General features: G+C 68.2%; 23 protein-coding genes and 1 tRNA gene. 8 read left to right on the top strand and 16 right to left on the bottom strand.

The genetic code is table 11. The features are described 5' to 3' along the window. The first annotated feature begins 41 nt into the window (after positions 1-41). Positions 42-365 (top strand): hypothetical protein, encoded by a 324-nt coding sequence (locus ILP86_RS05015; protein ID WP_061018027.1) that lies wholly within the window; start codon positions 42-44, stop codon positions 363-365. Positions 366-395: 30 nt separating this feature from the next. Here the strand turns inward: ILP86_RS05015 and ILP86_RS05010 are convergent, their stop codons facing one another. Next, positions 396-674, bottom strand: a complete 279-nt coding sequence (locus ILP86_RS05010; protein WP_061018024.1) for a hypothetical protein — start codon at positions 672-674, stop codon at positions 396-398. Between the two features lie 115 nt (positions 675-789). Between ILP86_RS05010 and ILP86_RS05005 the strand changes: the two genes are divergently transcribed. After that, positions 790-1,422 (top strand): hypothetical protein, encoded by a 633-nt coding sequence (locus ILP86_RS05005; protein WP_193761507.1) that lies wholly within the window; start codon positions 790-792, stop codon positions 1,420-1,422. Positions 1,423-1,460: 38 nt separating this feature from the next. Here ILP86_RS05005 and ILP86_RS05000 read toward each other — a convergent pair whose 3' ends face one another. From ILP86_RS05000 to ILP86_RS04990, 3 genes are all read right to left on the bottom strand, one after another. Further along, positions 1,461-1,859 (bottom strand): VOC family protein, encoded by a 399-nt coding sequence (locus ILP86_RS05000; RefSeq protein ID WP_113681376.1) that lies wholly within the window; start codon positions 1,857-1,859, stop codon positions 1,461-1,463. A gap of 114 nt (positions 1,860-1,973) precedes the next feature. Beyond that, a tRNA-Thr gene (locus tag ILP86_RS04995) sits at positions 1,974-2,046 on the bottom strand. Between the two features lie 45 nt (positions 2,047-2,091). Next, positions 2,092-3,036, bottom strand: coding sequence for a thioredoxin domain-containing protein (locus ILP86_RS04990; protein ID WP_058630991.1), 945 nt, complete (start codon positions 3,034-3,036; stop codon positions 2,092-2,094). Between the two features lie 230 nt (positions 3,037-3,266). On the opposite strand from ILP86_RS04990, the gene ILP86_RS04985 reads away from it, so the two are divergent. Together ILP86_RS04985 and ILP86_RS04980 are read left to right on the top strand one after the other, a co-directional pair. Then, positions 3,267-4,370, top strand: a complete 1,104-nt coding sequence (locus tag ILP86_RS04985) for an ABC transporter ATP-binding protein (protein WP_046746531.1) — start codon at positions 3,267-3,269, stop codon at positions 4,368-4,370. An 84-nt stretch (positions 4,371-4,454) separates the two neighbouring features. Further along, a complete protein-coding gene (locus ILP86_RS04980; RefSeq protein ID WP_193761506.1) occupies positions 4,455-5,762 on the top strand; it encodes a DUF4032 domain-containing protein in 1,308 nt (435 codons plus the stop codon). 26 nt (positions 5,763-5,788) lie between these two features. Here ILP86_RS04980 and ILP86_RS04975 read toward each other — a convergent pair whose 3' ends face one another. The 6 genes from ILP86_RS04975 to ILP86_RS04950 all read right to left on the bottom strand — a co-directional run bounded on the left by ILP86_RS04975 (position 5,789) and on the right by ILP86_RS04950 (position 11,330). Next, positions 5,789-6,430 (bottom strand): NAD(P)-dependent oxidoreductase, encoded by a 642-nt coding sequence (locus tag ILP86_RS04975; protein ID WP_193761505.1) that lies wholly within the window; start codon positions 6,428-6,430, stop codon positions 5,789-5,791. 37 nt (positions 6,431-6,467) lie between these two features. Continuing rightward, positions 6,468-7,472 (bottom strand): 23S rRNA (guanosine(2251)-2'-O)-methyltransferase RlmB, encoded by a 1,005-nt coding sequence (gene rlmB / locus ILP86_RS04970; RefSeq protein ID WP_058630990.1) that lies wholly within the window; start codon positions 7,470-7,472, stop codon positions 6,468-6,470. Continuing rightward, positions 7,465-8,865 carry a cysteine--tRNA ligase gene (gene cysS / locus ILP86_RS04965; protein WP_193761504.1) on the bottom strand — a complete coding sequence of 467 codons (1,401 nt, stop codon included), beginning with the start codon at positions 8,863-8,865 and terminating at the stop codon, positions 7,465-7,467. The genes rlmB and cysS overlap by 8 nt, the downstream gene beginning before the upstream one ends. A 71-nt stretch (positions 8,866-8,936) precedes the next feature. Beyond that, complete coding sequence (locus ILP86_RS04960) at positions 8,937-9,527, bottom strand: short chain dehydrogenase (RefSeq protein ID WP_193761503.1); 591 nt, start codon at positions 9,525-9,527, stop codon at positions 8,937-8,939. A 69-nt stretch (positions 9,528-9,596) separates the two neighbouring features. Further along, positions 9,597-10,778 (bottom strand): 2-C-methyl-D-erythritol 4-phosphate cytidylyltransferase, encoded by a 1,182-nt coding sequence (ispD, locus tag ILP86_RS04955; protein ID WP_193761502.1) that lies wholly within the window; start codon positions 10,776-10,778, stop codon positions 9,597-9,599. A 69-nt stretch (positions 10,779-10,847) separates the two neighbouring features. Further along, positions 10,848-11,330 carry a CarD family transcriptional regulator gene (locus ILP86_RS04950; RefSeq protein ID WP_017201416.1) on the bottom strand — a complete coding sequence of 161 codons (483 nt, stop codon included), beginning with the start codon at positions 11,328-11,330 and terminating at the stop codon, positions 10,848-10,850. 137 nt (positions 11,331-11,467) lie between these two features. On the opposite strand from ILP86_RS04950, the gene ILP86_RS04945 reads away from it, so the two are divergent. Further along, positions 11,468-12,001, top strand: a complete 534-nt coding sequence (locus ILP86_RS04945) for a restriction endonuclease subunit M (protein WP_046746524.1) — start codon at positions 11,468-11,470, stop codon at positions 11,999-12,001. A gap of 88 nt (positions 12,002-12,089) precedes the next feature. On the opposite strand, the gene ILP86_RS04940 is transcribed toward ILP86_RS04945, so the two are convergent. Both ILP86_RS04940 and ILP86_RS04935 read right to left on the bottom strand, forming a co-directional pair. Further along, positions 12,090-12,773: a response regulator transcription factor gene (locus ILP86_RS04940; RefSeq protein ID WP_045263359.1), complete on the bottom strand. Its 684-nt coding sequence runs from the start codon at positions 12,771-12,773 to the stop codon at positions 12,090-12,092. Next, positions 12,770-13,993, bottom strand: a complete 1,224-nt coding sequence (locus tag ILP86_RS04935; RefSeq protein ID WP_046746523.1) for a cell wall metabolism sensor histidine kinase WalK — start codon at positions 13,991-13,993, stop codon at positions 12,770-12,772. The genes ILP86_RS04940 and ILP86_RS04935 overlap by 4 nt, the downstream gene beginning before the upstream one ends. Before the next feature lie 216 nt (positions 13,994-14,209). On the opposite strand from ILP86_RS04935, the gene phoU reads away from it, so the two are divergent. Next, entirely contained in the window at positions 14,210-14,920 is a 711-nt protein-coding gene (gene phoU, locus ILP86_RS04930) for a phosphate signaling complex protein PhoU (RefSeq protein ID WP_046746522.1), read from the top strand. A 72-nt stretch (positions 14,921-14,992) separates the two neighbouring features. Here phoU and ILP86_RS04925 read toward each other — a convergent pair whose 3' ends face one another. Continuing rightward, positions 14,993-15,742 (bottom strand): phosphoglyceromutase, encoded by a 750-nt coding sequence (locus ILP86_RS04925; protein WP_046746485.1) that lies wholly within the window; start codon positions 15,740-15,742, stop codon positions 14,993-14,995. Positions 15,743-15,801: 59 nt separating this feature from the next. On the opposite strand from ILP86_RS04925, the gene ILP86_RS04920 reads away from it, so the two are divergent. Next, positions 15,802-16,629 (top strand): class I SAM-dependent methyltransferase, encoded by an 828-nt coding sequence (locus tag ILP86_RS04920; protein WP_193761501.1) that lies wholly within the window; start codon positions 15,802-15,804, stop codon positions 16,627-16,629. 21 nt (positions 16,630-16,650) lie between these two features. On the opposite strand, the gene ILP86_RS04915 is transcribed toward ILP86_RS04920, so the two are convergent. The 3 genes from ILP86_RS04915 to ILP86_RS04905 all read right to left on the bottom strand — a co-directional run bounded on the left by ILP86_RS04915 (position 16,651) and on the right by ILP86_RS04905 (position 18,848). Further along, entirely contained in the window at positions 16,651-17,781 is a 1,131-nt protein-coding gene (locus ILP86_RS04915; protein WP_174799757.1) for a folate-binding protein YgfZ, read from the bottom strand. Position 17,782: 1 nt separating this feature from the next. Then, the gene (locus ILP86_RS04910) at positions 17,783-18,385 is read right to left on the bottom strand and encodes an FABP family protein (RefSeq protein ID WP_058630984.1); all 603 of its coding nucleotides are present in this window, start codon (positions 18,383-18,385) and stop codon (positions 17,783-17,785) included. A 172-nt stretch (positions 18,386-18,557) separates the two neighbouring features. Beyond that, positions 18,558-18,848, bottom strand: a complete 291-nt coding sequence (locus ILP86_RS04905; protein ID WP_046746481.1) for a hypothetical protein — start codon at positions 18,846-18,848, stop codon at positions 18,558-18,560. 71 nt (positions 18,849-18,919) lie between these two features. Here ILP86_RS04905 and ILP86_RS04900 point away from each other — a divergent pair, with 71 nt between their 5' ends. Beyond that, positions 18,920-19,603 carry a response regulator transcription factor gene (locus ILP86_RS04900; RefSeq protein ID WP_046746480.1) on the top strand — a complete coding sequence of 228 codons (684 nt, stop codon included), beginning with the start codon at positions 18,920-18,922 and terminating at the stop codon, positions 19,601-19,603. Positions 19,604-19,632 lie beyond the last annotated feature (29 nt).

The following is a 19,632-nucleotide window of genomic DNA, read 5'->3' as shown; positions in this document are numbered from 1 at the left end:
GCAGAAGCGGGTGGGAGGTGTCGGCGGATAGGGTTTCCCCCATGGGAACGATCCAGTACGGCAACGGCGATGCGATCCACATCGAGGATCGGGCGCTCGCACATCTGAAGGTGGTCATCGCGACGAAACTGCGGCGCAACGAGAGCTTCACCCTGTCGTGGCGCCACCCTGACAGCGACTCCCCCGGGCGCTCGACGATCTGGCTGCACCCGTCGATTCCGCTCCGTTTCACCTTCGACGAACCGGAGGCGCCGCAGTTGAACCCGAAGTGGATTCAGGACCTCATGCAGTCGGCGAGCTCGACAGGCGGGATCAGCTTGATCGAAGAGGTCGTCGAGGCGCCGCCGATCGACGAAGCGAGCTGAACTCGCCCGCGCCGGACACGCAGGGAGACGTCAGTCCGTCTTCCACACGGAGAGCAACTGCCATCCCTCCGGCACCTGACCCTCGAGCGCGGCCATGTCGTCGGCCTCGATCTCGCGAATCCCGTCGCGGCGAAGGAACTTGCCCTCGACAGAGCGCATCGACCCGGCCTTCTCCATCGTCGCCATGGCCGACACCAGGTCCCACCCTTGGGGAGCCTGAGCCGTGAGCTGCGCGCGGACCTCGACGAGGTCTTCGCCCTTGAGGGTCACGCTGTGGGCTTCGACGGGGCGGATCAGTCCTTTGAGCATCAGACCAGCCTAGGACGCCCGCGTTCCGTTCCGGTGCCGGCCGTGCGACCGACGACACCCTCGCGGGAAGCGCTCGGTCCCCGGGCGATCCCTGTCGCACTCCTATGCTCGACCTGTGCGCACCTCCGTTCGGCTCGTCAGCCTCGCCGCAGCCGCGGCCCTGTCCATCGCCCTCGCCGCATGCTCGGCTCCGAGCGCGGATCCGACCCCGTCTGCGACAGCCTCGACCACTCCGACCGCTCCCCCGAGCCCGACCCCGTCATCGACGCCGAGCTTCGACGCGGCGGACACGTCGACCTGGCTCATCACCGACCAGGGGATCGGCCGCGCAGAGCTCGGTTCGGAGTCGATCGTCGATGCGCTGAGCCCCACGTTCGCCCTGACCGACCCCTGCGAAGACCTGGAGTACTACGAAACGGCGGAGGGCGCACAGGCCAGCTTCGGGATCATCAGTCACCCCGGAGAGAGCGGCGTGAGCGGCATCACCATTCGCGTGCCGGGCGATGTCCCCCTGTCCGGCCCCGTGGCGACCTCACCTCTCACGGAGAGCGGCATCGGCCTGGGATCGACGTTGGACGAGCTCACCACCGCGGAACCGGACGGGGCATTCGACGCGGCGCCGGGGACCTCCGGCTACGTCGTCGGTACGAGTCCTCGGTGGATGGTCTTCGAGGTCTCCGAAGCCGAGCCGTTCGTCCGCGGCATCACCGTCACGGACACGCTTCCCGCAACCGGCTTCTGCAGCTGACTCCGACCCGGAAGGCGGAGGACACGACTGACGCGTTCCTAGTCATCTGTCTCGAACGCGAGGGTGTTTCCGTCAGGATCTTCCACCCAAGCGATGCGACCACCGCCGGCACGGGGGCCGATCCCTCGTTCGTCTTGGTCGAAACCGTCGTAGTGGACGAGTTCAGCGCCGGCCGCCGTCAACGCTGTGACGATCGCATCGAGGTCGTCGACGTACCAAGTGGCGACCGTCGAGTGCGTCGACCCCGCCGTCGGGGTCTCGAAGACGTTGAGCATGGTGCCCTGCCCGCACGCGTAGAAACGGGCGCCCCCTTCGATGTCGGCGCTCGGGCCGATGCTTGCGGGGACGAGCCCCAGTATGCCTTCGTAGAAGGAAGCGGACCGCTTGATGTCCTTCACACCGATCGAAGCCCTCACCGGAAAGTCGCCTAGAGTCATGCGCCCATCCTGGTGTCAAGGACGGGCTCGCGTCCACGCCCTGGTCACGATCAGTGCGACGACGAAGGCCCGCATCCCCAGTGTTTCCAAGGGGATGCGGGCCTTCGTGTGCGGAGCCGACTACGGGACTCGAACCCGTAACCCCCGTATTACAAGTACGGTGCGCTACCAATTGCGCCAAGTCGGCGGATGCCATCCATCAGCTTAGCGATGGCATCGACCACACCTCGACCTAGGAGGCAGGCGTGGTGGTCGGAGTCGGCGTGGGGGTCGGCGTCTCGCGAGAGGCGTCGCTGGCCACGCTGAGCACGAACTGCGAGAACTCGGCGGGATCGTCGAACGCACCGACGTATGCCTCGCCGTTCGCGACGATCATGGGCGACGCGTTCAGCTTGAGGTCCTTGGAACCGGACAGTGGTCCTTCGAGCGCGCGGGTGGTCGCTTCCTTCGCCCAGCTGACGAAGTCCCCGTCCTCGATGCACGAGCGCACGGCCTTGGTGTTGTCGGTGCCGACGGCGGCTGCGAGGTTGGCGAGATCCTCATCCGACATGCCGTCGCTGCCCACGTCGGGCTGCTTGTCGAGCAGGTCGTGATTGAACGCATAGAACTGTGCAGGCGAGTGGCTGGCCACGCAGGCGGCAGCCGCTGCGGACCGCAGCGAGTACTTCGTGCCGTTCGAGCTTGCGGTGAGCAGAGCGACCGGGTGGTAGCTGACCGTGACCGCTCCCTCGCTGATCCAGCCGGCCAGCTGGCGGGCGTTGGCCCGCTCGAACTTGCCCGCGTCCGGCGAGAGGTAGTCGACGTAGACGTGGATGTCGACCTTCTCGGAGGCCGTGGCCTCGGGCGTCGGCTCTACCGGGGCTGCGGCATCGGACGGCTCCTCCGAGGGCGATACCGGCACCTCATCGGACCCCGCCACGGCGGTGATGTCGGTGACGACCACGCCGTCCGACTCCATTCCGGTGGGGGTGAGCTTCGGCTTCGACACCTGTGCTGACACCGCAAGGGTCACCGCAGTGCCGATCGCCCCTACGGCGACGATCGCGACGGCACCGATGATGATCCGTCGCATGAGGCGCGCCCTCGACTGCTGGGCGTGCACTTTCTGAGCCTTCTCCCGCACGACCTCGCGAGAATTGCGAGGTGTGGGGACGTTCGGCGTTTCGTCGCTCGACATCGTTCCTCTTGTGAGTCTGAGGGGGTCCGGGTTGGCCCCGACCGCCGCTCGGCGACGATCGCCGCTGGGCGCGGCCGAGTTCGATGCTAGCCAGTGAGGCTGAGAAATACCCAGGTACCGCTGTTCATGTCATACTGACTTCGACCCAAAGACGGGTCACGGTGGCTCATCCCACCGCTTCATCACTACGGATCGTCCGGCACGTACCTGCCGGTGAAGGAGAAACGACAATGGCATCTGTGACTTTCGACGAGGCCACCCGCCTGTACCCCGGTGGAACCCGTCCCGCTGTCGACAAGCTGAACCTCGAGGTCGGTGACGGCGAGTTCCTCGTCCTCGTCGGACCTTCCGGTTGCGGTAAGTCGACGTCCCTCCGCATGCTCGCCGGCCTGGAAGAGGTCAACGCCGGCCGCATCCTCATCGGTGACCGCGACGTGACCGACGTGCCGCCGAAGGACCGTGACATCGCCATGGTCTTCCAGAACTACGCGCTGTACCCGCACATGACCGTCGCCGAGAACATGGGCTTCGCGCTCAAGATCGCCGGCGTCGGCAAGGAGGAGCGTGCGTCGCGCGTCCTCGAGGCCGCCAAGCTCCTCGACCTCGAGCAGTACCTGACCCGCAAGCCGAAGGCGCTCTCGGGTGGTCAGCGTCAGCGTGTGGCCATGGGCCGCGCGATCGTCCGTCAGCCCCAGGTCTTCCTCATGGACGAGCCGCTGTCGAACCTCGACGCCAAGCTCCGCGTCCAGACCCGTACGCAGATCGCGTCGCTGCAGCGTCGCCTCGGCGTCACCACGGTCTACGTCACGCACGACCAGACCGAGGCGCTCACCATGGGCGACCGTATCGCCGTGCTCAAGGACGGCCTGCTCCAGCAGGTCGGCTCGCCGCGCGACCTGTACGAAAAGCCCGAGAACGTCTTCGTCGCCGGCTTCATCGGCTCGCCCGCGATGAACCTGTTCTCGGCCGACCTGGCCGACGGCGGCGTGCGCTTCGGCACCGAGGTCGTGCCGCTCGACCGCGACACCGTCGGCCGCGCCAACGGCTCGCAGGTCACGGTCGGCGTCCGCCCCGAGGACATCACCGTCGGCCCGGCAGACGGCAAGGGCCTCTCGGTCGTCGTCGACCTGGTCGAGGAGCTCGGCGCAGACGGCTACCTCTACGGTCACACCGACATCAACGGCAAGCGCACCGACCTGGTCGCCCGTGTCGACGGCCGCAGCCACCCGAACGCCGGCGAGACGGTCACGCTGGCTGCCAACGCGGGTCACGTGCACGCGTTCGACAGCGAGTCCGGCGTGCGACTGAACGACAAGCCGGTCGTCTCCGCCTGATCGGATCCACAGACGCGGCGCGGGCTGACCTCGGTCACCTGCGCCGCGTCTCTTTTTCCTCACCGCCCGCCATCAGGGAGCACCATGCAGGACTCGCTGCGGATCACCGCCAGCAAGATCGATCCGGGACTGCTCGCGCTCCCCTGGTCGACCACCCTCGCCAAGTGGCCGTCCGAGCACATCGTGTCGCTCCCGAAGGGGCTCTCCCGCCACCTCGTGCGATTCGCCGATCTCTCCGGTCGCGTCGTCGCCGTCAAGGAGACCACTGCGGAGATGGCCCAGCGCGAATACGACATGCTCGGCAACCTGGCGCGCCTCGATGTGCCATGCGTCGACAGGGTCGCCGTGATCGCCGGCCGCACCGATGCCCATGGTGACCCCCTCCCCGCCGCCCTGGTCACATCACACCTGCGCTTCTCGATGCCGTATCGCGCGCTGTTCACGCGGGTGCTGCGCCCTGACACCGCGAACCGTCTCGTCGACGCGCTCGCGCTGCTTCTGGTGCGCCTGCACAACGTCGGCTTCTACTGGGGCGACGTCTCGCTGTCGAACACCCTCTTCCGGCGCGATGCCGGTGCGTTCGCGGCCTACCTCGTCGACGCGGAGACCGGGGAGCTCCACGAGGAGGGCCTCACCGACGGCCAGCGCGCGTATGACCTCGACCTCGCCCGCACCAACATCGCCGGCGAGATCATGGACCTCGCGGCCGGTGGACGTCTGGAGCACGGAGTGGATGCCGTGGCGATCGCGGACGGCATCGTGTCGTCGTACCGGTCGCTGTGGGCCGAGCTCACCGCTCAGGAGTCGTTCTCCGCGGCCGAGACGTGGCGCATCACGGAACGGGTCGAGCGCCTCAACGCCCTCGGCTTCGACATCGACGAGATGTCCATGTCCACGACAGCCGACGGCACCGTCGTGGAGATCCAGCCGAAGGTCGTCGACGCAGGGCATCACCAGCGGCGCCTGATCCGCCTCACAGGCCTCGACGTCGAGGAGAACCAGGCCCGTCGCCTGCTCAACGACCTCGACGAGTTCCGCGCCCGCTCGACCAAGCAGTGGGCGGACGAGGAGATGTACGCCCACGAATGGCTCACCCGTGTCTTCGAGCCCGTCGTCCGTGCGATCCCCTATGAGCTGAGGGCCAAGCTCGAGCCTGCCGAGGTCTTCCACCAGGTGCTGGAGCACCGCTGGTACCTGTCCCAGGCGGAGGGACGCTCCATCCCCCTCGCCGAGGTGCTCACCAGCTATATCAACGAAGTGCTGCGCCATCGCCGCGACGAGGCCACGATCATGGGCCCGCCCACCGAGACGATGAGCCTTCCCGTCATCACGGGCGCGACGCCGACCGCCGACGACGATGATGATGACGTCGACTGGCGCGATCTGGTCTGACCGCTCCGAGGCGTCGGGGCCGCGACTCAGTAGCCGACGGTGAACCGCTCGCGATGGTGGTTGCCCTGCTCGATCTCATCGACCACCGCGACCGCGAAGTCGGCCCCCGAGATGAACGACTTGCCCTCGTCGTCGCGGACGATCACATCGCCGCCGTCACGGTAGTGTCCGGTGCGCTCGCCCTCTGCCCACGGACCGAAAACCTCGGCGGGGTGCACGAAGAACCAGTCCAGACGCGGATCGGTGGCTTCGAGCAGTGCGAGCGAGTCGATGCCGACCTGCGCCTCGTGCTTGTACTCCTCGGGGAAATCCTGATCGAACAGACGCGGCCCACCGGGAGCGACGAGACTGCCCCCAGCACCGCCGATCACGCCCAGGCGCGTCTCCGTCCCGGTGAGTCGATCGGCGAGCCCGCTCAACGCCTCCAGGACCCTGTTCTCCATGTCGCCGCGAGGAGACAGCGCGGACACCACCGCATCCGCTCCGTCGAGCGCCGGGGCCAACGAGTCGAGGTCCAGCGCCGTGCCCTGCAGATACGCAGCGCCGGCGACGGGATCCGTCGGTTCCGAGCGCGACAGGGCGATGACCGCATGACCGCGCGACACCGCCTCGGCGACGATGTGACGGCCGGCGTAGCCGGTTCCTCCGAGGACGACGATGCGAGTCATGCGGTTCTCCCCTAGTCAGACGTATGTGGCGATGGAATCACTTCGCGGCGCGGAGCGACGCGACCTGGTACAGCGCGACGGACGTCGCGATGCCGGCGTTCAGCGACTCGGTGGCCGCGGAGATCGGAATCGAGACGATCTGGTCGCAGGTCTCGGAGACGAGACGGGACAGCCCCTTGCCCTCGGAGCCGACCACGATCACGACGGGGCGATCGGCCAGCTGCAGTTCCGGAAGCGACACGTCGCCGTCACCGTCGAGCCCGAGCACGAAGACACCCTGCTTCTTGAACTCCTTGAGCTGCGTGGTGAGGTTGCTCGCGAGAGCCACCGGGGTGCGGGCGACCGCTCCGGCGCTGGTCTTCCAGGCCGCGGAGTTGACGCTCGCCGAGCGACGCTGAGGAAGGATGACGCCATGGCCGCCGAACGCCGCCGTGGAGCGGATGATCGCGCCGAGGTTGCGGGGGTCGGTGATGCCGTCGAGCGCCACGAACAGCGGCACGTGGCCCTGGTCGATGACCTGCTCGAGCAGATCCTGGGGGTGCGCGTACTCGTACGGGGGCACCTTGATCGCGACGCCCTGGTGCACGCCGTCGAAGCCGGCCATCCGGTCGAGCTCGGGACGCGTGACCTCGAGCACGGGGATGCCTCGGTGGGTCGCGATCGAGAGCATCTCCTTCACACGGTCGTCCATCTCCACGCGCTGCGCGATGTAGAAGGCCGTCGCCGGGATCTTCGCCCGCAGTGCCTCGAGCACCGAGTTGCGACCCGTGACGATCTCGGTGTCGTCTCCTGCCTTGGCCTTGGACGCGCGGTTCCCGCCGCCAGCCCCGGGACGTCCGCCGCCCGGCCGCCCCTTGCCCCCGGTCGCCGCGGCGTACCGCTCGGCCGCAGCCTTGCGCTTGCCCGCCGGGTGCCAGGCGCGGTCCTCCGCCTTCGGCGTCGGTCCGCGACCCTCGAGCGCCTTGCGCCCGAGTCCGCCGGTGCCCTTGGTCGGGCCCTTCTTGTTTCCCTTGCTCGCGCCGGGGCGCCCTGGCTTAGCCATCGATACTCCAATGAGTTCCGGCCGGAGTGTCCTCCAGCGTGATTCCTGCGGCGGCGATCGCATCTCGGATGCGATCGGCCGCCGCCCAGTCCTTGTCAGCGCGTGCCTGTGCGCGCTGGGTGATCATCGTCTGGACGAGAGCGTCCAGCACAGACTCCGACGCGTGAGTCCTCGCGCCGGATGAGGCGGTGAGACCGAGGACGGAGGTCATCGCCAGCACGGCCCGAAGAGCGTGCAGCGCGGCTTCCGTCTCCCCCGCATCGAGCGCCGAGTTGCCCGCGCGCACCGTCTCGTGCAGCACAGCCAGCGCCTCCGGAACCCCGAGATCATCATCCATCGCGGCCACGAAGGCCTCGGGAAGACTCTGCGACACGAAGAATCCGATGCCCCCTTCGGCAACGCGTGCGGCACGCTGCTGGAACGTCGCGATGCGACCGAGCGCGGCCTCCGCCTCCGCCCACGACGACTCCGTGAGGTCGAGACTCGACCGATAGTGCGCCGAAGCGAGCGCGTAGCGCACCACCAGCGGGTCGTGCGCGGCGAGGACGTCTGCGGCCAACGTGAAGTTGCCGAGCGACTTCGACATCTTCTGTCCGTCGACGGTCACGAGGCCGTTATGCACCCAATAGCGGGCGAAGCCGTCTCCTGCTGCGGTCGACTGCGCGAGCTCGTTCTCGTGATGGGGGAAACGCAGATCGAGCCCGCCGCCGTGGATGTCGAACTCCGCGCCGAGATAACGCTTCGACATCGCGGAGCATTCGATGTGCCATCCGGGACGGCCGGTCCCCCAGGGCGATGCCCAGGTCGCATCGGACGGCTCCTCGGGCTTGCTCCCCTTCCAGAGCGCGAAGTCCTGCGGATTCCGCTTGCCTCGGGGATCCGCGTCCTCCGCCGCTTCCATCGCGTCCAGCGACTGATGGGTGAGCGAGCCGTAGTCGGACCAGGAGCGCACGTCGAAGTAGACGTCCCCCGATCCGTCCGGCGCAGGGTAGGCGTGGCCGCGCTCGATCAGCAGCGCGATGAGCTCCTGCATCTGCGGAACCGACGCCGTGGCTCGGGGCTCGTAGGTCGGCGGGAGGATCCCCACGCCCGCATAGGCAGCGGTGAACTCGCGCTCCATCCGGTAGGCCAGCGCCCACCACGGCTCGGACTCGGTCGCGTTGGCGAGCACCTTGTCATCGATGTCCGTCACGTTGCGGACGAACGTCACGCGACCGTGGCGGTACTCGAGCCAGCGCCGCAGGAGATCGAAGCTGAGGGCCGCTCTGACGTGCCCGATGTGCGGGCCCGACTGCACGGTGGGTCCGCACACGTACATCGTGATGTTCTCAGGATCGAGAGGCACGAAGTCGCGCAACTGCTGCGCGCGGGTGTCGTAGAGGCGGACTGTCACCGCTCAAGCTTACCGGGAGCGTCGTTCCTGAGCCTGGGCGCGTGCGAATGCGTCATCCATGACGGGCGAACTCAGTCCACGGGGAAGATCTGCCCCGTCTGCACGCCGAGGACGCTCTTCGCGTACGCCATGCCGACCCGGTACGAGGACACCGGGACGAACCCGGGGAACGACGAATGGTAGGAAGGCGCGTCCTCGAGCACTGAGGGGCTGACGGCGTTGATGCGGATCGCACGCGGGAGCTCGGCGGCTGCGCCCAGCACGAACGCCTCGATCGCTCCGTTCGCGAGCGAGGCCGCGGCACCCGTGGCGATCGGCTCGCGGGCCAGGATGCCGGAGGTGAGGGTGAAGGAGCCGCCGTCACGCACGAACCGCGTACCGATGCGGACGATGTCGAGCTGGGACAGCACCTTGCCACGGAGCGCGGATTCGAAGTCGTCACGCCCGAGCTCGGCCAGCGGTGCGAACGGGACGCTGCCGACAGCGGCGATGACCGCATCCACGTGGCCCACATCGTCGAAGAGCCGCTCGATGGATGTCGGGTCCGTCACGTCGACCGACGGATCACCGTTCCGCGAGGCGGCCACGATGTCGTGCCCTTCGAGCGCTCCGACTGCCGCCCGTCCGACATTCCCACTGGCTCCGATGATGAGGATCTTCACTGCGGCTCCTTCTGTGATGGTCTCGTCGACAGGAAACGATCCGCACGGACCGCGCATTCCCCCGCCGAGTCAGAGCGGGAAGACGGTCGCGATCGCGGTGACCGCGATGCCCTCCGCCCGCCCGGCGAATCCCAGCCCGTCGGTCGTGGTGGCTGTCACGGACACCGGAGCGCCGAGGATCTCACTGAGGAGCTCCTGGGCTTCCGACCGTCGCGGGCTGAACTTCGGACGGTTCCCCTGGAACTGGACCGAGACGTTCCCGACCGTGAAGCCGGCTTCCCGGAGCAGCTCGCGCGTGCGGGCCAGGAAGACCTCGGCATGGGCCCCCGCATACTCGGGATGGGCGGTGCCGAAGTGCTCGCCGATGTCGCCGATGCCCGCCGCTCCCAGGAGCGCATCGACGATGGCATGGGCGACCGCGTCTCCATCCGAATGGCCGGACAGAGGCTGCTCCCCTGGCCACTCCAGACCGGCGAGCCAGAGGTCGCCCTCGCCGCCGAAGGCGTGAACGTCCGTGCCGATGCCCACCCGCGGGATGCCGGCGCCTGCGTTGTGCGAGCCCAGAAGGTGTCTCGCGCGCTCGAGGTCGGCCGGCGTGGTGATCTTGAACGCGCGTTCGGAGCCGTCGATGTGCCGCACGGGGCGGCCTGTCGCCGCGAACAGCGCCGCATCGTCGGTGTACTCGACCCCGCTCTCACGCGCGGCGGCGTAGGCGGCCTCCAGCGCTGCCCGCGGAAAGCCCTGTGGCGTCTGCGCCGCTGCGAGCTCGGAACGGTCGACGGCGGCCGCCACGGTTCCATCGACGACCCTCTTGAGCGTGTCGACGACGGGCAGCGTCGGAATCACGCCGACCCCTGCGGTCACAGCCTCTGCGACGGCATCGATCTGTGAGGGAGGGGTGAGCGCACGTGCGGCGTCATGCACCAGCACCGTCTCGATGTCGCCCCAGAGCGCGCTCAGACCCGCGGCCACCGACTGCTGCCTGGTCGCGCCGCCAGTGACCACGCGCCCCAAGTCGGCGCGCTCCCCCGCCGCTTCGCGCAGCTCGGTCTCGGCGTCGCCCTCCCAGCCTGCGGGGGCGACCACGACGACCTGGGCCGGCGCGGCGGCGAACACCCCGTCGAGCGCATGGCGGAGCACGGAACGGGAGTCGACGCCGACGAAGGCCTTCGGGGCGCTCGCCCCCAGTCGGGTGCCGGAGCCTGCGGCCACGACGATGATCGCTGTGCGTGGAACGGGAAGGATGGTCACGGCTTCACGTTACCGGCCGAGACGACGAAAGGCGGGTGCCGAAGCACCCGCCTTTCGTCGTGGAAGAGCTCAGGAAGCGAGAACCTCGTCGAGCAGTGCGCCCGCCTTGTCCTCGTCGGTCTTCTCGGCGAGCGCCAGCTCCGAGATGAGGATCTGGCGAGCCTTCGCCAGCATCCGCTTCTCACCCGCGGACAGACCGCGGTCCTGGTCACGGCGCCACAGGTCGCGCACGACCTCGCTGACCTTGATCACATCGCCGGAGGCGAGCTTCTCGAGGTTCGCCTTGTACCGGCGCGACCAGTTCGTGGGCTCTTCTGTGAAGGGTGCTCGCAGCACCTCGAAAACATGATCGAGGCCCTCCTTGCCGATCACGTCGCGAACGCCGACCAGGTCGACATTCTCCGCGGGGACCTCGATGATGAGATCTCCCTGGGTGACGTTGAGCTTCAGGTATTTCTTCGCCTCACCCTTGATGATGCGCTCCTTGACCTCGATGATGGTCGCAGCGCCATGGTGGGGATAGACGACGGTCTCGCCAACCTCAAAAAGCATAAAAACGTGTCCTTTCGGCAACCTCAAGGATACCACAGGGGACATGCGCTAAGGTTCGCGCCCCCAGGGCCGCAGGAGCCCTCACGACTTACGCATAGAATGGTTCCGGATATCCCCGCCGGACCTCAGGAGGACCCGTGAAATCGCGCCTTGTTGCGTCTGCAGCCCTCAGCGCCCTCGTTCTGCTCGGTGCGACCGGGTGCACGTTCATCACCCCGCAGTCCACCAAGACCGAGTACGCCGCCTCCGACGGAGTGAACGTCTCCGACGAAGACGGGCCCATCGACGTGCGCAACGCCCTCGTGGTCGCCACGGAGGACGGTTCGGTCGGCAACTTCGTCGCCGCGATCGTGAACCCGACCGACGAGAAGGCCACGCTCACCGTCACCGTCGAGGGTGTCGACCCCTTCGCCATCACGGTCCCGGCGAACGACACCGTGAGCCTCGGCTCTGACGCCGACCCGGTGCGCATCGTGGGCCTCGACACCAAGCCCGGCGCTACCGTCGAGATCCACTTCCAGTCGGGAGATTCCACCGGAGTCAAGACCCAGGTGCCGGTGCTCGACGGCACCCTCCCCTACTACTCGGATCTGGTCCCCAGCGAGAAGGCACCCACATCGTCGCCGACCCCGCTGCCGACCGATACGGCAGCCCCGGCGCCCTCGAACTGACGCCGCACGCAGCGAGAAGAGGCCGGCACCCCTCGGGGTACCGGCCTCTTCTGCGTCTCGCCGGCAGCATGCGCCACCGATCGGACGCTCAGCCCTCGAAGCGGTACCCCAGACCACGCACCGTGACGAGCATGACGGGCTCGCTCGGGTTCTCCTCGATGCGCGAGCGGATGCGCTTGATGTGCACGTCCAGCGTCTTGGTGTCGCCGAAGTAGTCGCTCCCCCACACGCGGTCGATGAGCTGCCCCCTGGTCAGGACGCGTCCCGAGTTGCGCATCAGCACCTCGAGCAGCTCGAACTCCTTCAGCGGCATGTTGATCTGCGCACCTGCCACGGAGACGGTGTGTCTGTCGATGTCGAGAGACACACGTCCACCGTCCAGCACACGCTCGTCCAGTTCACCGTCCGCCTGGACCACCCGGCGCAGCACCGCCCGCATCCTGGCGAGCAGCTCCCGGGACGAGTAGGGCTTCGTGATGTAGTCGTCCGCTCCGAGTTCGAGGCCGACGACGATGTCGACCTCGGAGTCCTTGGCGGTGAGCATGATGATCGGCACAGCAGAGGTCGAGCGGATCTGCCGACACACCTCGGTGCCCGGCATCCCCGGCAGCATCAGGTCGAGCAGCACGATGTCGGCACCGCGCTCCCGGAAGGCCGCGAGTGCGCCGGGGCCGTCCTCCGCGATCTCCACCTCGTACCCCTCGCGTCGGAGCAGGTAGGCGAGCGGGTCGGCGAGGTCGGGCTCGTCTTCGACGAGAAGGATTCGGGTCATGCTCTCTCTCCGTTTCGCACGCGGGCGGACGCGGCGTTCTTGGCCGCCTTGCGCGCGCGCTTCTTCTTGTTCTTCTTGCCCGCGTCGCGATTGTCTGGGGCATCGATCCGAGGAAGCCGGATCGTGAACGTGGACCCGCGACCGGGACGGGACCACAGCCGCACTTCGCCACCGTGACGCTGGGTGGCGTGCTTGACGATGGACAGGCCGAGGCCCGTGCCGCCCGTGCGCCGCGATCGGGCTTCGTCGGCCCGATAGAACCGCTCGAAGATGCGCTCGCGATCTGCTTCCGCGATGCCGATGCCCTGATCCGACACCGCGATCTCGACCACACCGTCTTCCGCCCGTACGCCCACGCCCACTCGGGAGCCGCGCGGCGAGTAGACGATGGCGTTGGCGATCAGGTTGCCGACCGCCTCGATCAGGATCTGCGCATCGCCGCGCACCCAGACACCACGGTCTCCACCCCTGGCGAGTTCCACACCGGCGGAATCGGCCTGCACGACATGGGCCTCGATGGAGGAGGCGATCACCTCGTCGATCGCGACCGGCCCCACCGTGGACAGCCCGTCCTCGGCCTGGAGCCGGGACAGGCTCATGATGCGACCGGTGAGCTGACCGAGACGACCCGCCTCCGCCGAGATGCGCGCGGCGAAGATGCGCACCTGGGAGGGATCGTCGGCCGCCGACTCGATCGCCTCGGCGAGCAGGCTCACCGCACCGACCGGCGTCTTCAGTTCGTGGCTCGTGTTCGCCACGAAGTCGCGACGCATCTGGTCCAGTCGTTCCTGCTCCGTGACATCACGGATGATCAGCAGGACGAGGCGGCTGCCGATCACGCTGGCCCGAGCCGAGACCAGGCGGGGGTCGAGGCTCACCCCGCCGCGCGTGATGCGCATCGACTCGGTGACGGAGCCGCCGGCCTCTCTGACGCCGCGGACGAGCTGCCGGAGCTCCGGGTTGTCGAGAGTCGAGCCGACATCGATCCCGAAGCGCGTCGCGGCCTGCGATGCGGCCAGCACCAGACCGGAGGCGTCGACGATCGCCGCCGCATCGTCCATGCTGTGCAGGACGTCGGTGATGCCTGCGGGGATCGCCAGCGACGTCTCCTCCTGCACTCGAGCCCGCGCTCGGTACGCCCACACCACGAGGAGCGACAGGCCGACGCCGATCACGAGCCCGATGGCGAGCGAAGACAGCGCGAGCTGCGGCAGGGTCATGACTCCAGCGTAGAGTGCGTTCACCGTCCGTCCGGCGGGTTTCCGCGCCCTGGCGGGAACAGGAGAAGTACTATTCACGTGCTGGGCACCGTTCGTTAACCTTCGAAGCAGACAATCGCTTCGGGCCTGTGCGGGAGCACAGACCTGCTCTCGTGCGGACGACCCGCCGCCTCGCGCTGATCCAGCCGAGATCCGAATGAAAGGTTGCGCCCCAACATGCGCGAAGTCTTCCACCAGTCCCTCGAGGACCTGCAGAACCGCCTCGTCGAGATCGCCGACCTCGTCACGGTGTCCATCGACAAGGCCACCAGGGCGTTCGCGACGAGCGACGTGGCTCTGGCCGAAGAGGTCATCGCCGACGACGCGAAGATCGACGAGCTGGCCGTGGCCCTCGACGAGCAGGCCATCGAGATCCTCGCGCGCCAGCAGCCGGTCGCCCGCGACCTCCGCATCGTCGTCACTGCATTGCGCGTGAGCGCCTCGCTCGAGCGCATGGGCGACATGTCGGAGCACATCGCCCAGCTCGCCCGCCTCCGCTTCCCCGAGCGCGCCATTCCGAAGGGCCTCAAGGGCACGTTCGTGAAGATGGGCGAGCTCGACGTCGAGGTGGCCCGCACCCTGTCCGAACTGCTGCGCACGCAGGACCTGCGTTTCGCCGACGCCATCCGCAACGCCGATGACGACGTCGATGAGCTGCACGCCACCGTCTTCGAGAAGGTGCTCAGCGACAACTGGAAGGGCGAGGCCACGGCCACCGTCGATGCCACGCTCGCCAGCCGGTACCACGAGCGCTTCGCCGACCACGCGGTGGCCGTCGCGAAGAAGGTCGTCTACCTCGCCACGGGCGACTGGGCGGTCGAGGAACACGACATCCCGCTCGCCGTCGAGCAGCAGGAGCTCGGTCAGCAGGAGTTCGGCCACGCCTGACACCCACTCGCGGATACGACGGAGCCCCCGATGCCATCGCATCGGGGGCTCCGTCGTATCCGCAGAGGGCTTCTACTTCTTGCCCTGCGCCGCGACGGCGGCTGCACCGGCGGCGGCGGCCTCGGGGTCGAGGTAGCGGCCGGGGCCGGTGGGGACGTTGTTCTCGTCCAGCTCGTACACCAGCGGGATGCCGGTCGGGATGTTCAGCTCGGCGATGTCGTCGTCGCTGATGCCCTCGAGGTGCTTGACGAGACCACGCAGCGAGTTGCCGTGCGCCGTCACGAGCACGGTCTTGCCGGCTTCGAGGTCGGGGACGATCGCACTCTCCCAGTAGGGCAGCAGGCGGTCGATGACGAGCTTGAGCGACTCGGTGCGCGGCACCTCGCCGTCGATGTGCGCGTAACGGACGTCGTTCACCTGGCTGAACTCGCTCTCGTCGTCGAGCACGGGCGGCGGCACATCGAACGAACGACGCCACAGCTGGAACTGCTCCGGGCCGAACTCTTCCAGCGTCTGTGCCTTGTCCTTGCCCTGCAGCGCGCCATAGTGACGCTCGTTCAGGCGCCAGGAGCGGGTCACCGGGATCCACAGACGGTCGGCGGCATCCAGGGCGATGTTCGCCGTCTGGATGGCACGGCTCAGCAGCGAGGTGTGCAGCACGTCGGGGAGGATGCCGGACTCCGCCAGCAGCTCGCCGCCGCGGCGTGCCTCCTTCTCGCCCTGCGCATTGAGGCGGACGTCCACCCAACCGGTGAACAGGTTCAGTTCGTTCCACTCGCTCCGGCCGTGGCGGAGCAGGATGAGGGTGCGCGTCGCAGTCATGCCGTCAGTTTATCCGTCCGGGGCTGAGGACCCGAGTCGGATGCTGGGAGGATGGAGACATGGCGTCATCTCCCCTCGGTCGGCCGACCCGCGGCACCACGGGGACGAACCGCCTTCGGCGAAACGACCGCTGGATCGCCGCGAGTGAGGCGCTGCGCCGAGCATCCGACCCGTTGGTCGTCGACCTCGGCTACGGCGCCAGCGGGGTCACGGCCTTCGAGCTCGCCACGCGCCTGGTCCGGGTGCGTGACGACGTGGAGGTGCGCGGACTGGAGATCGACCCCGCCCGCGTCGCGACGGCCGATGTGCAGCTCGACGAGGTGCGCGCGGGCCGAACCTCCTTCGCGTCCGACCTTCCGGTGACGTTCGCGCGCGGCGGTTTCGAGGTTCCGCTTCCCGATGGGCGCAGAGCAGCCGTGATCCGCGCGATGAACGTGCTGCGCCAGTACGACGAGCAGGATGTCCCCGGCGCCTGGTCACGGATGGCCGCCCGGCTGGCGCCCGGTGGCCTGCTGTTCGAGGGCACCTGCGACGAGATCGGCCGCGTCTCGAGCTGGGTCGACATCGATGCACAGGCGACCCCGCTGCGGTTCACGCTCTCGCTCCGGCTCGCGGACCTCGAGCACCCGAGCGTCGTCGCCGAACGCCTGCCCAAGGCACTGATCCACCGCAACGTCGCCGGCGAACGCATCCATGCCCTCCTTGTCGACCTCGATCGCGAATGGGACCGTGCCGCGCCGTTGTCGACCTTCGGAGCGACGCAGCGTTTCCTCGCCGCGGTCGGTTCACTGCGTGATCAGGGTTGGCCCGTGATCGGTGGGCGCACGCGCTGGCGTCTGGGCGAGCTCACGCTGCCATGGAAGGCCGTCGCTCCGCGCGCGGACTGACTCCGGGCCGGTGACGTCGGCTCAGCCAGCGTCACGTGCGTCGCGCGGGTCGGGCGCCGCCGGCCGTCGCGACAACCGTGTGAGGCGCGGGATGTCGGCCACGGAACCGGCATCCGCCGGGACGATCACCTGCTGGGACGCAGCGATGTCGATGCCCTCCGCACGCACGACGAGGTCACCGACGGGTGCGCGCCGGGAGAGGATCGCGAGCGCGATCGGGCCGTCTTCGTGGTGCCGGGCCACGGAGGTCAGGTGGCCGACCTCGTCATCGCCCGCGAAGACCGGCGCACCGGGCTCCGGCAGGACGGCATCGCTGCCATCGAGGTGGAGTGCGGCCAGCCGTCGAGGCGGATGCCCGAGGTTGTGCACCTTGGCGACGGTCTCCTGGCCGCGGTAGCAGCCCTTGTTCAGGTGGACCGCGCTGCGGATCCAGTCGGACTCGTGGGGCAGCGAGCGCTCGTCCACCTCGGTCGTCCACCGAGGACGCCACGCCGCGACCCGCAGCGCCTCGGCCGCAAGAGTCCCTGCGAGGGCTTCCCGATCGAGGGAACCGGCGAGAGCACGAGCGGATTCCTCCGTGACGACGGCCACCCGCCAGGCGAAATCGGTGGCAGGATGCTCTGCGACCTCCGCGTACTGATGACCTCCGACGCTGATGCGCTGCCACGGGTCTGCCCAGACGAGGGCGACGCCGTTCGGGGCGAACGCGGCAGCGGTGATTCTCGCTCCGACGGTCCCGCCGTCGATGTAGCCGACCAGCTCGAGATCGGAGCGCACCTCGACCGTCGCCTGGGTACGGAACTTCATGCGCGTCAGCCAGGCGGCGAGCGCTTCCGCATCGCCGCTGTCGGCGATCAACCACGCCGATGAGCCGTCGTCGAGGATTCCGGCGGCGTGCTCGACGCGACCCTGCGGGTCGAGGATCAGCAGCTCCGTGCTGTCTCCTGGCGCGAGACGCCCCACCGACTGCGAGGTGATCGAGTCGAGCCAGGTGAGGCGCTCGGGACCCGCCACCTCGATGACCGTGCGATCCCCGAGCGGCGCAAGGGCCGCGCCGTCGGCGAGACGCCGCTGCTCGCGGAAGGCATCACCGAAATGAGTGATGACCTCACCGTCGGAGACCGCACCGTCGACCTGGTGGAAGGCGGACACGTCAGACCTTGGCCAACCGGGCCGATGCATGCGAGCGCAAAGGCGTGCCGAGGGCGGCGATGTCCCACGCCCACAGCAGATGACCGTCGACGAGGCCGTACATGCGGGAAGAGGCGGTGTGGACCTTCGCGCCGGCGCTGCGCACGACGGCATCGGAGCCGATGTCGATGCGCGGCCCGTTGATCTCGCCGATGTAGAGCTCGAGGGCACCGTCGGCGTGTGCGAGAGAGACCTCGATCGGGAATCCGCCGCTCGGAGCGCGCAACTCCTCCACGTCGTCGACTGTGCGGGTCACGGCCGGCGCGGTGGGAGGCAACAGCGCGGGGCCGGGATCAGCCGCTGCCGCCGGACGCGCGAGTCGCCAGAATCCGGTCTCGGCGAGCAGTGCGGCCGCCGGAGCACCCTCCTCGGTCAGAAGGGTGGCCGTTCCGGAGTAGTTCAGGAAAGGACCGCCGTCATGGCTGAAGCTGACCCGGTGCGTGAACTCTCCCTGCAGACGCTCGTCGCCGACCGGATAGTCGATGACGCCGGTGCCTTCCCAGACGCCGATCAGCCACGCGAAGGGGACGAGATCGGCCGGAAGGTCGACGGGAAGCTCGAGCATCGTCGAGTCAGCGCTGGCCGCGGAAGAGGTTGCGCAGCACCACCGCCGAGACGAAGACGATAGCGAGGCTCGCAAGGCCCAGCAGGCCGATGAAGAAGATTTCGAGCGCCATGAGGTCCATGTGCTCCACCTTACCGCGCCGCGCCGACGTCCGGCGGGGATCAGGCGGGAATCAGGTCGGGATCAGCGCTGCGAGGCCGAACCCGACCGAGATGATCCCCATCAGCAGCAGAGCGCCGATCACGCTGCCGGCCACCCGGAAGATGAAGCCCTGAGTGCGCCCGTACCAGAGCTGCACGGCGAACGACAGGAGCACGACGCCGCCGAAGCCGACGAGGAGCCACGGCACACGCCACTCCTCCGGCACGAAGATGCCGATGACGACGGTCGCGAGGAAGGCCGTGGCCCAGACGACGAGCACACCGACGAACGCGTTGCGCGGTGCGAGTGCGGGATCCGTCATGTCTCCATTGTGACCTATCGCTCCCGGTATCATGGCGGCACGACGTCGATCCGCGTCTGTGAGGAGTGCGTGTGGCCCAGGTCCTGGTTCTGACCAACGCTCCGCTCTCCGAGCAGGTGCTCCCCGCGCTCGAGCTGTTGAGCCACCGCACGCGCCAGATCCCCGCAGAGCCCTCGCAATTGATCAGTGCGCCCGATCATGATGTCGTGATCGTCGACGGCCGTCACGACCTCGTCGGGGCGAAGTCGCTGTGCCGTCTGCTGCGGACGGCAGGACAGGACTCCCCGCTGCTGCTCGTCGTCACGGAGGGCGGGATGAGCGCCCTCTCCGGCGACTGGGGCATCGATGACGTGCTCCTCTCCACCGCGGGTCCGGCGGAGATCGATGCCAGGCTGCGTCTCGTGCTGGCACGACGCGACGAGGTCGCCGAACCCGCACGCGTGCAGGCATCCGGCGTGACCATCGACGAGCAGTCCTACTCGGCGAAGCTGCGCGGCAGACCTCTGGACCTCACCTACAAGGAGTTCCAGCTGCTGCATTTCCTGGCGACCCACCCGGCTCGCGTCTTCACCAGGGAGCAGCTGCTGAGCGAGGTCTGGGGTTACGACTACTTCGGGGGCACCCGCACCGTCGATGTGCACGTGCGACGACTGAGGGCGAAGCTCGGCGATCAGGAGCAGATCATCGGAACGGTGCGCAACGTCGGCTACCGCTTCAACGTCAACGAAGACGAAGGTCTGGCCAGCGCGGGGTGAGGCGACTCCGTTCACACGCGCGTCACTTC

The sequence above is a fragment of the Microbacterium sp. R1 genome, from assembly GCF_015159725.1.
Lineage (GTDB): Bacteria > Actinomycetota > Actinomycetes > Actinomycetales > Microbacteriaceae > Microbacterium > Microbacterium oxydans.
The sequence above is the reverse complement of the archived record's forward strand: the minus strand, read 5'-3'. Positions and strand labels throughout refer to the sequence as shown.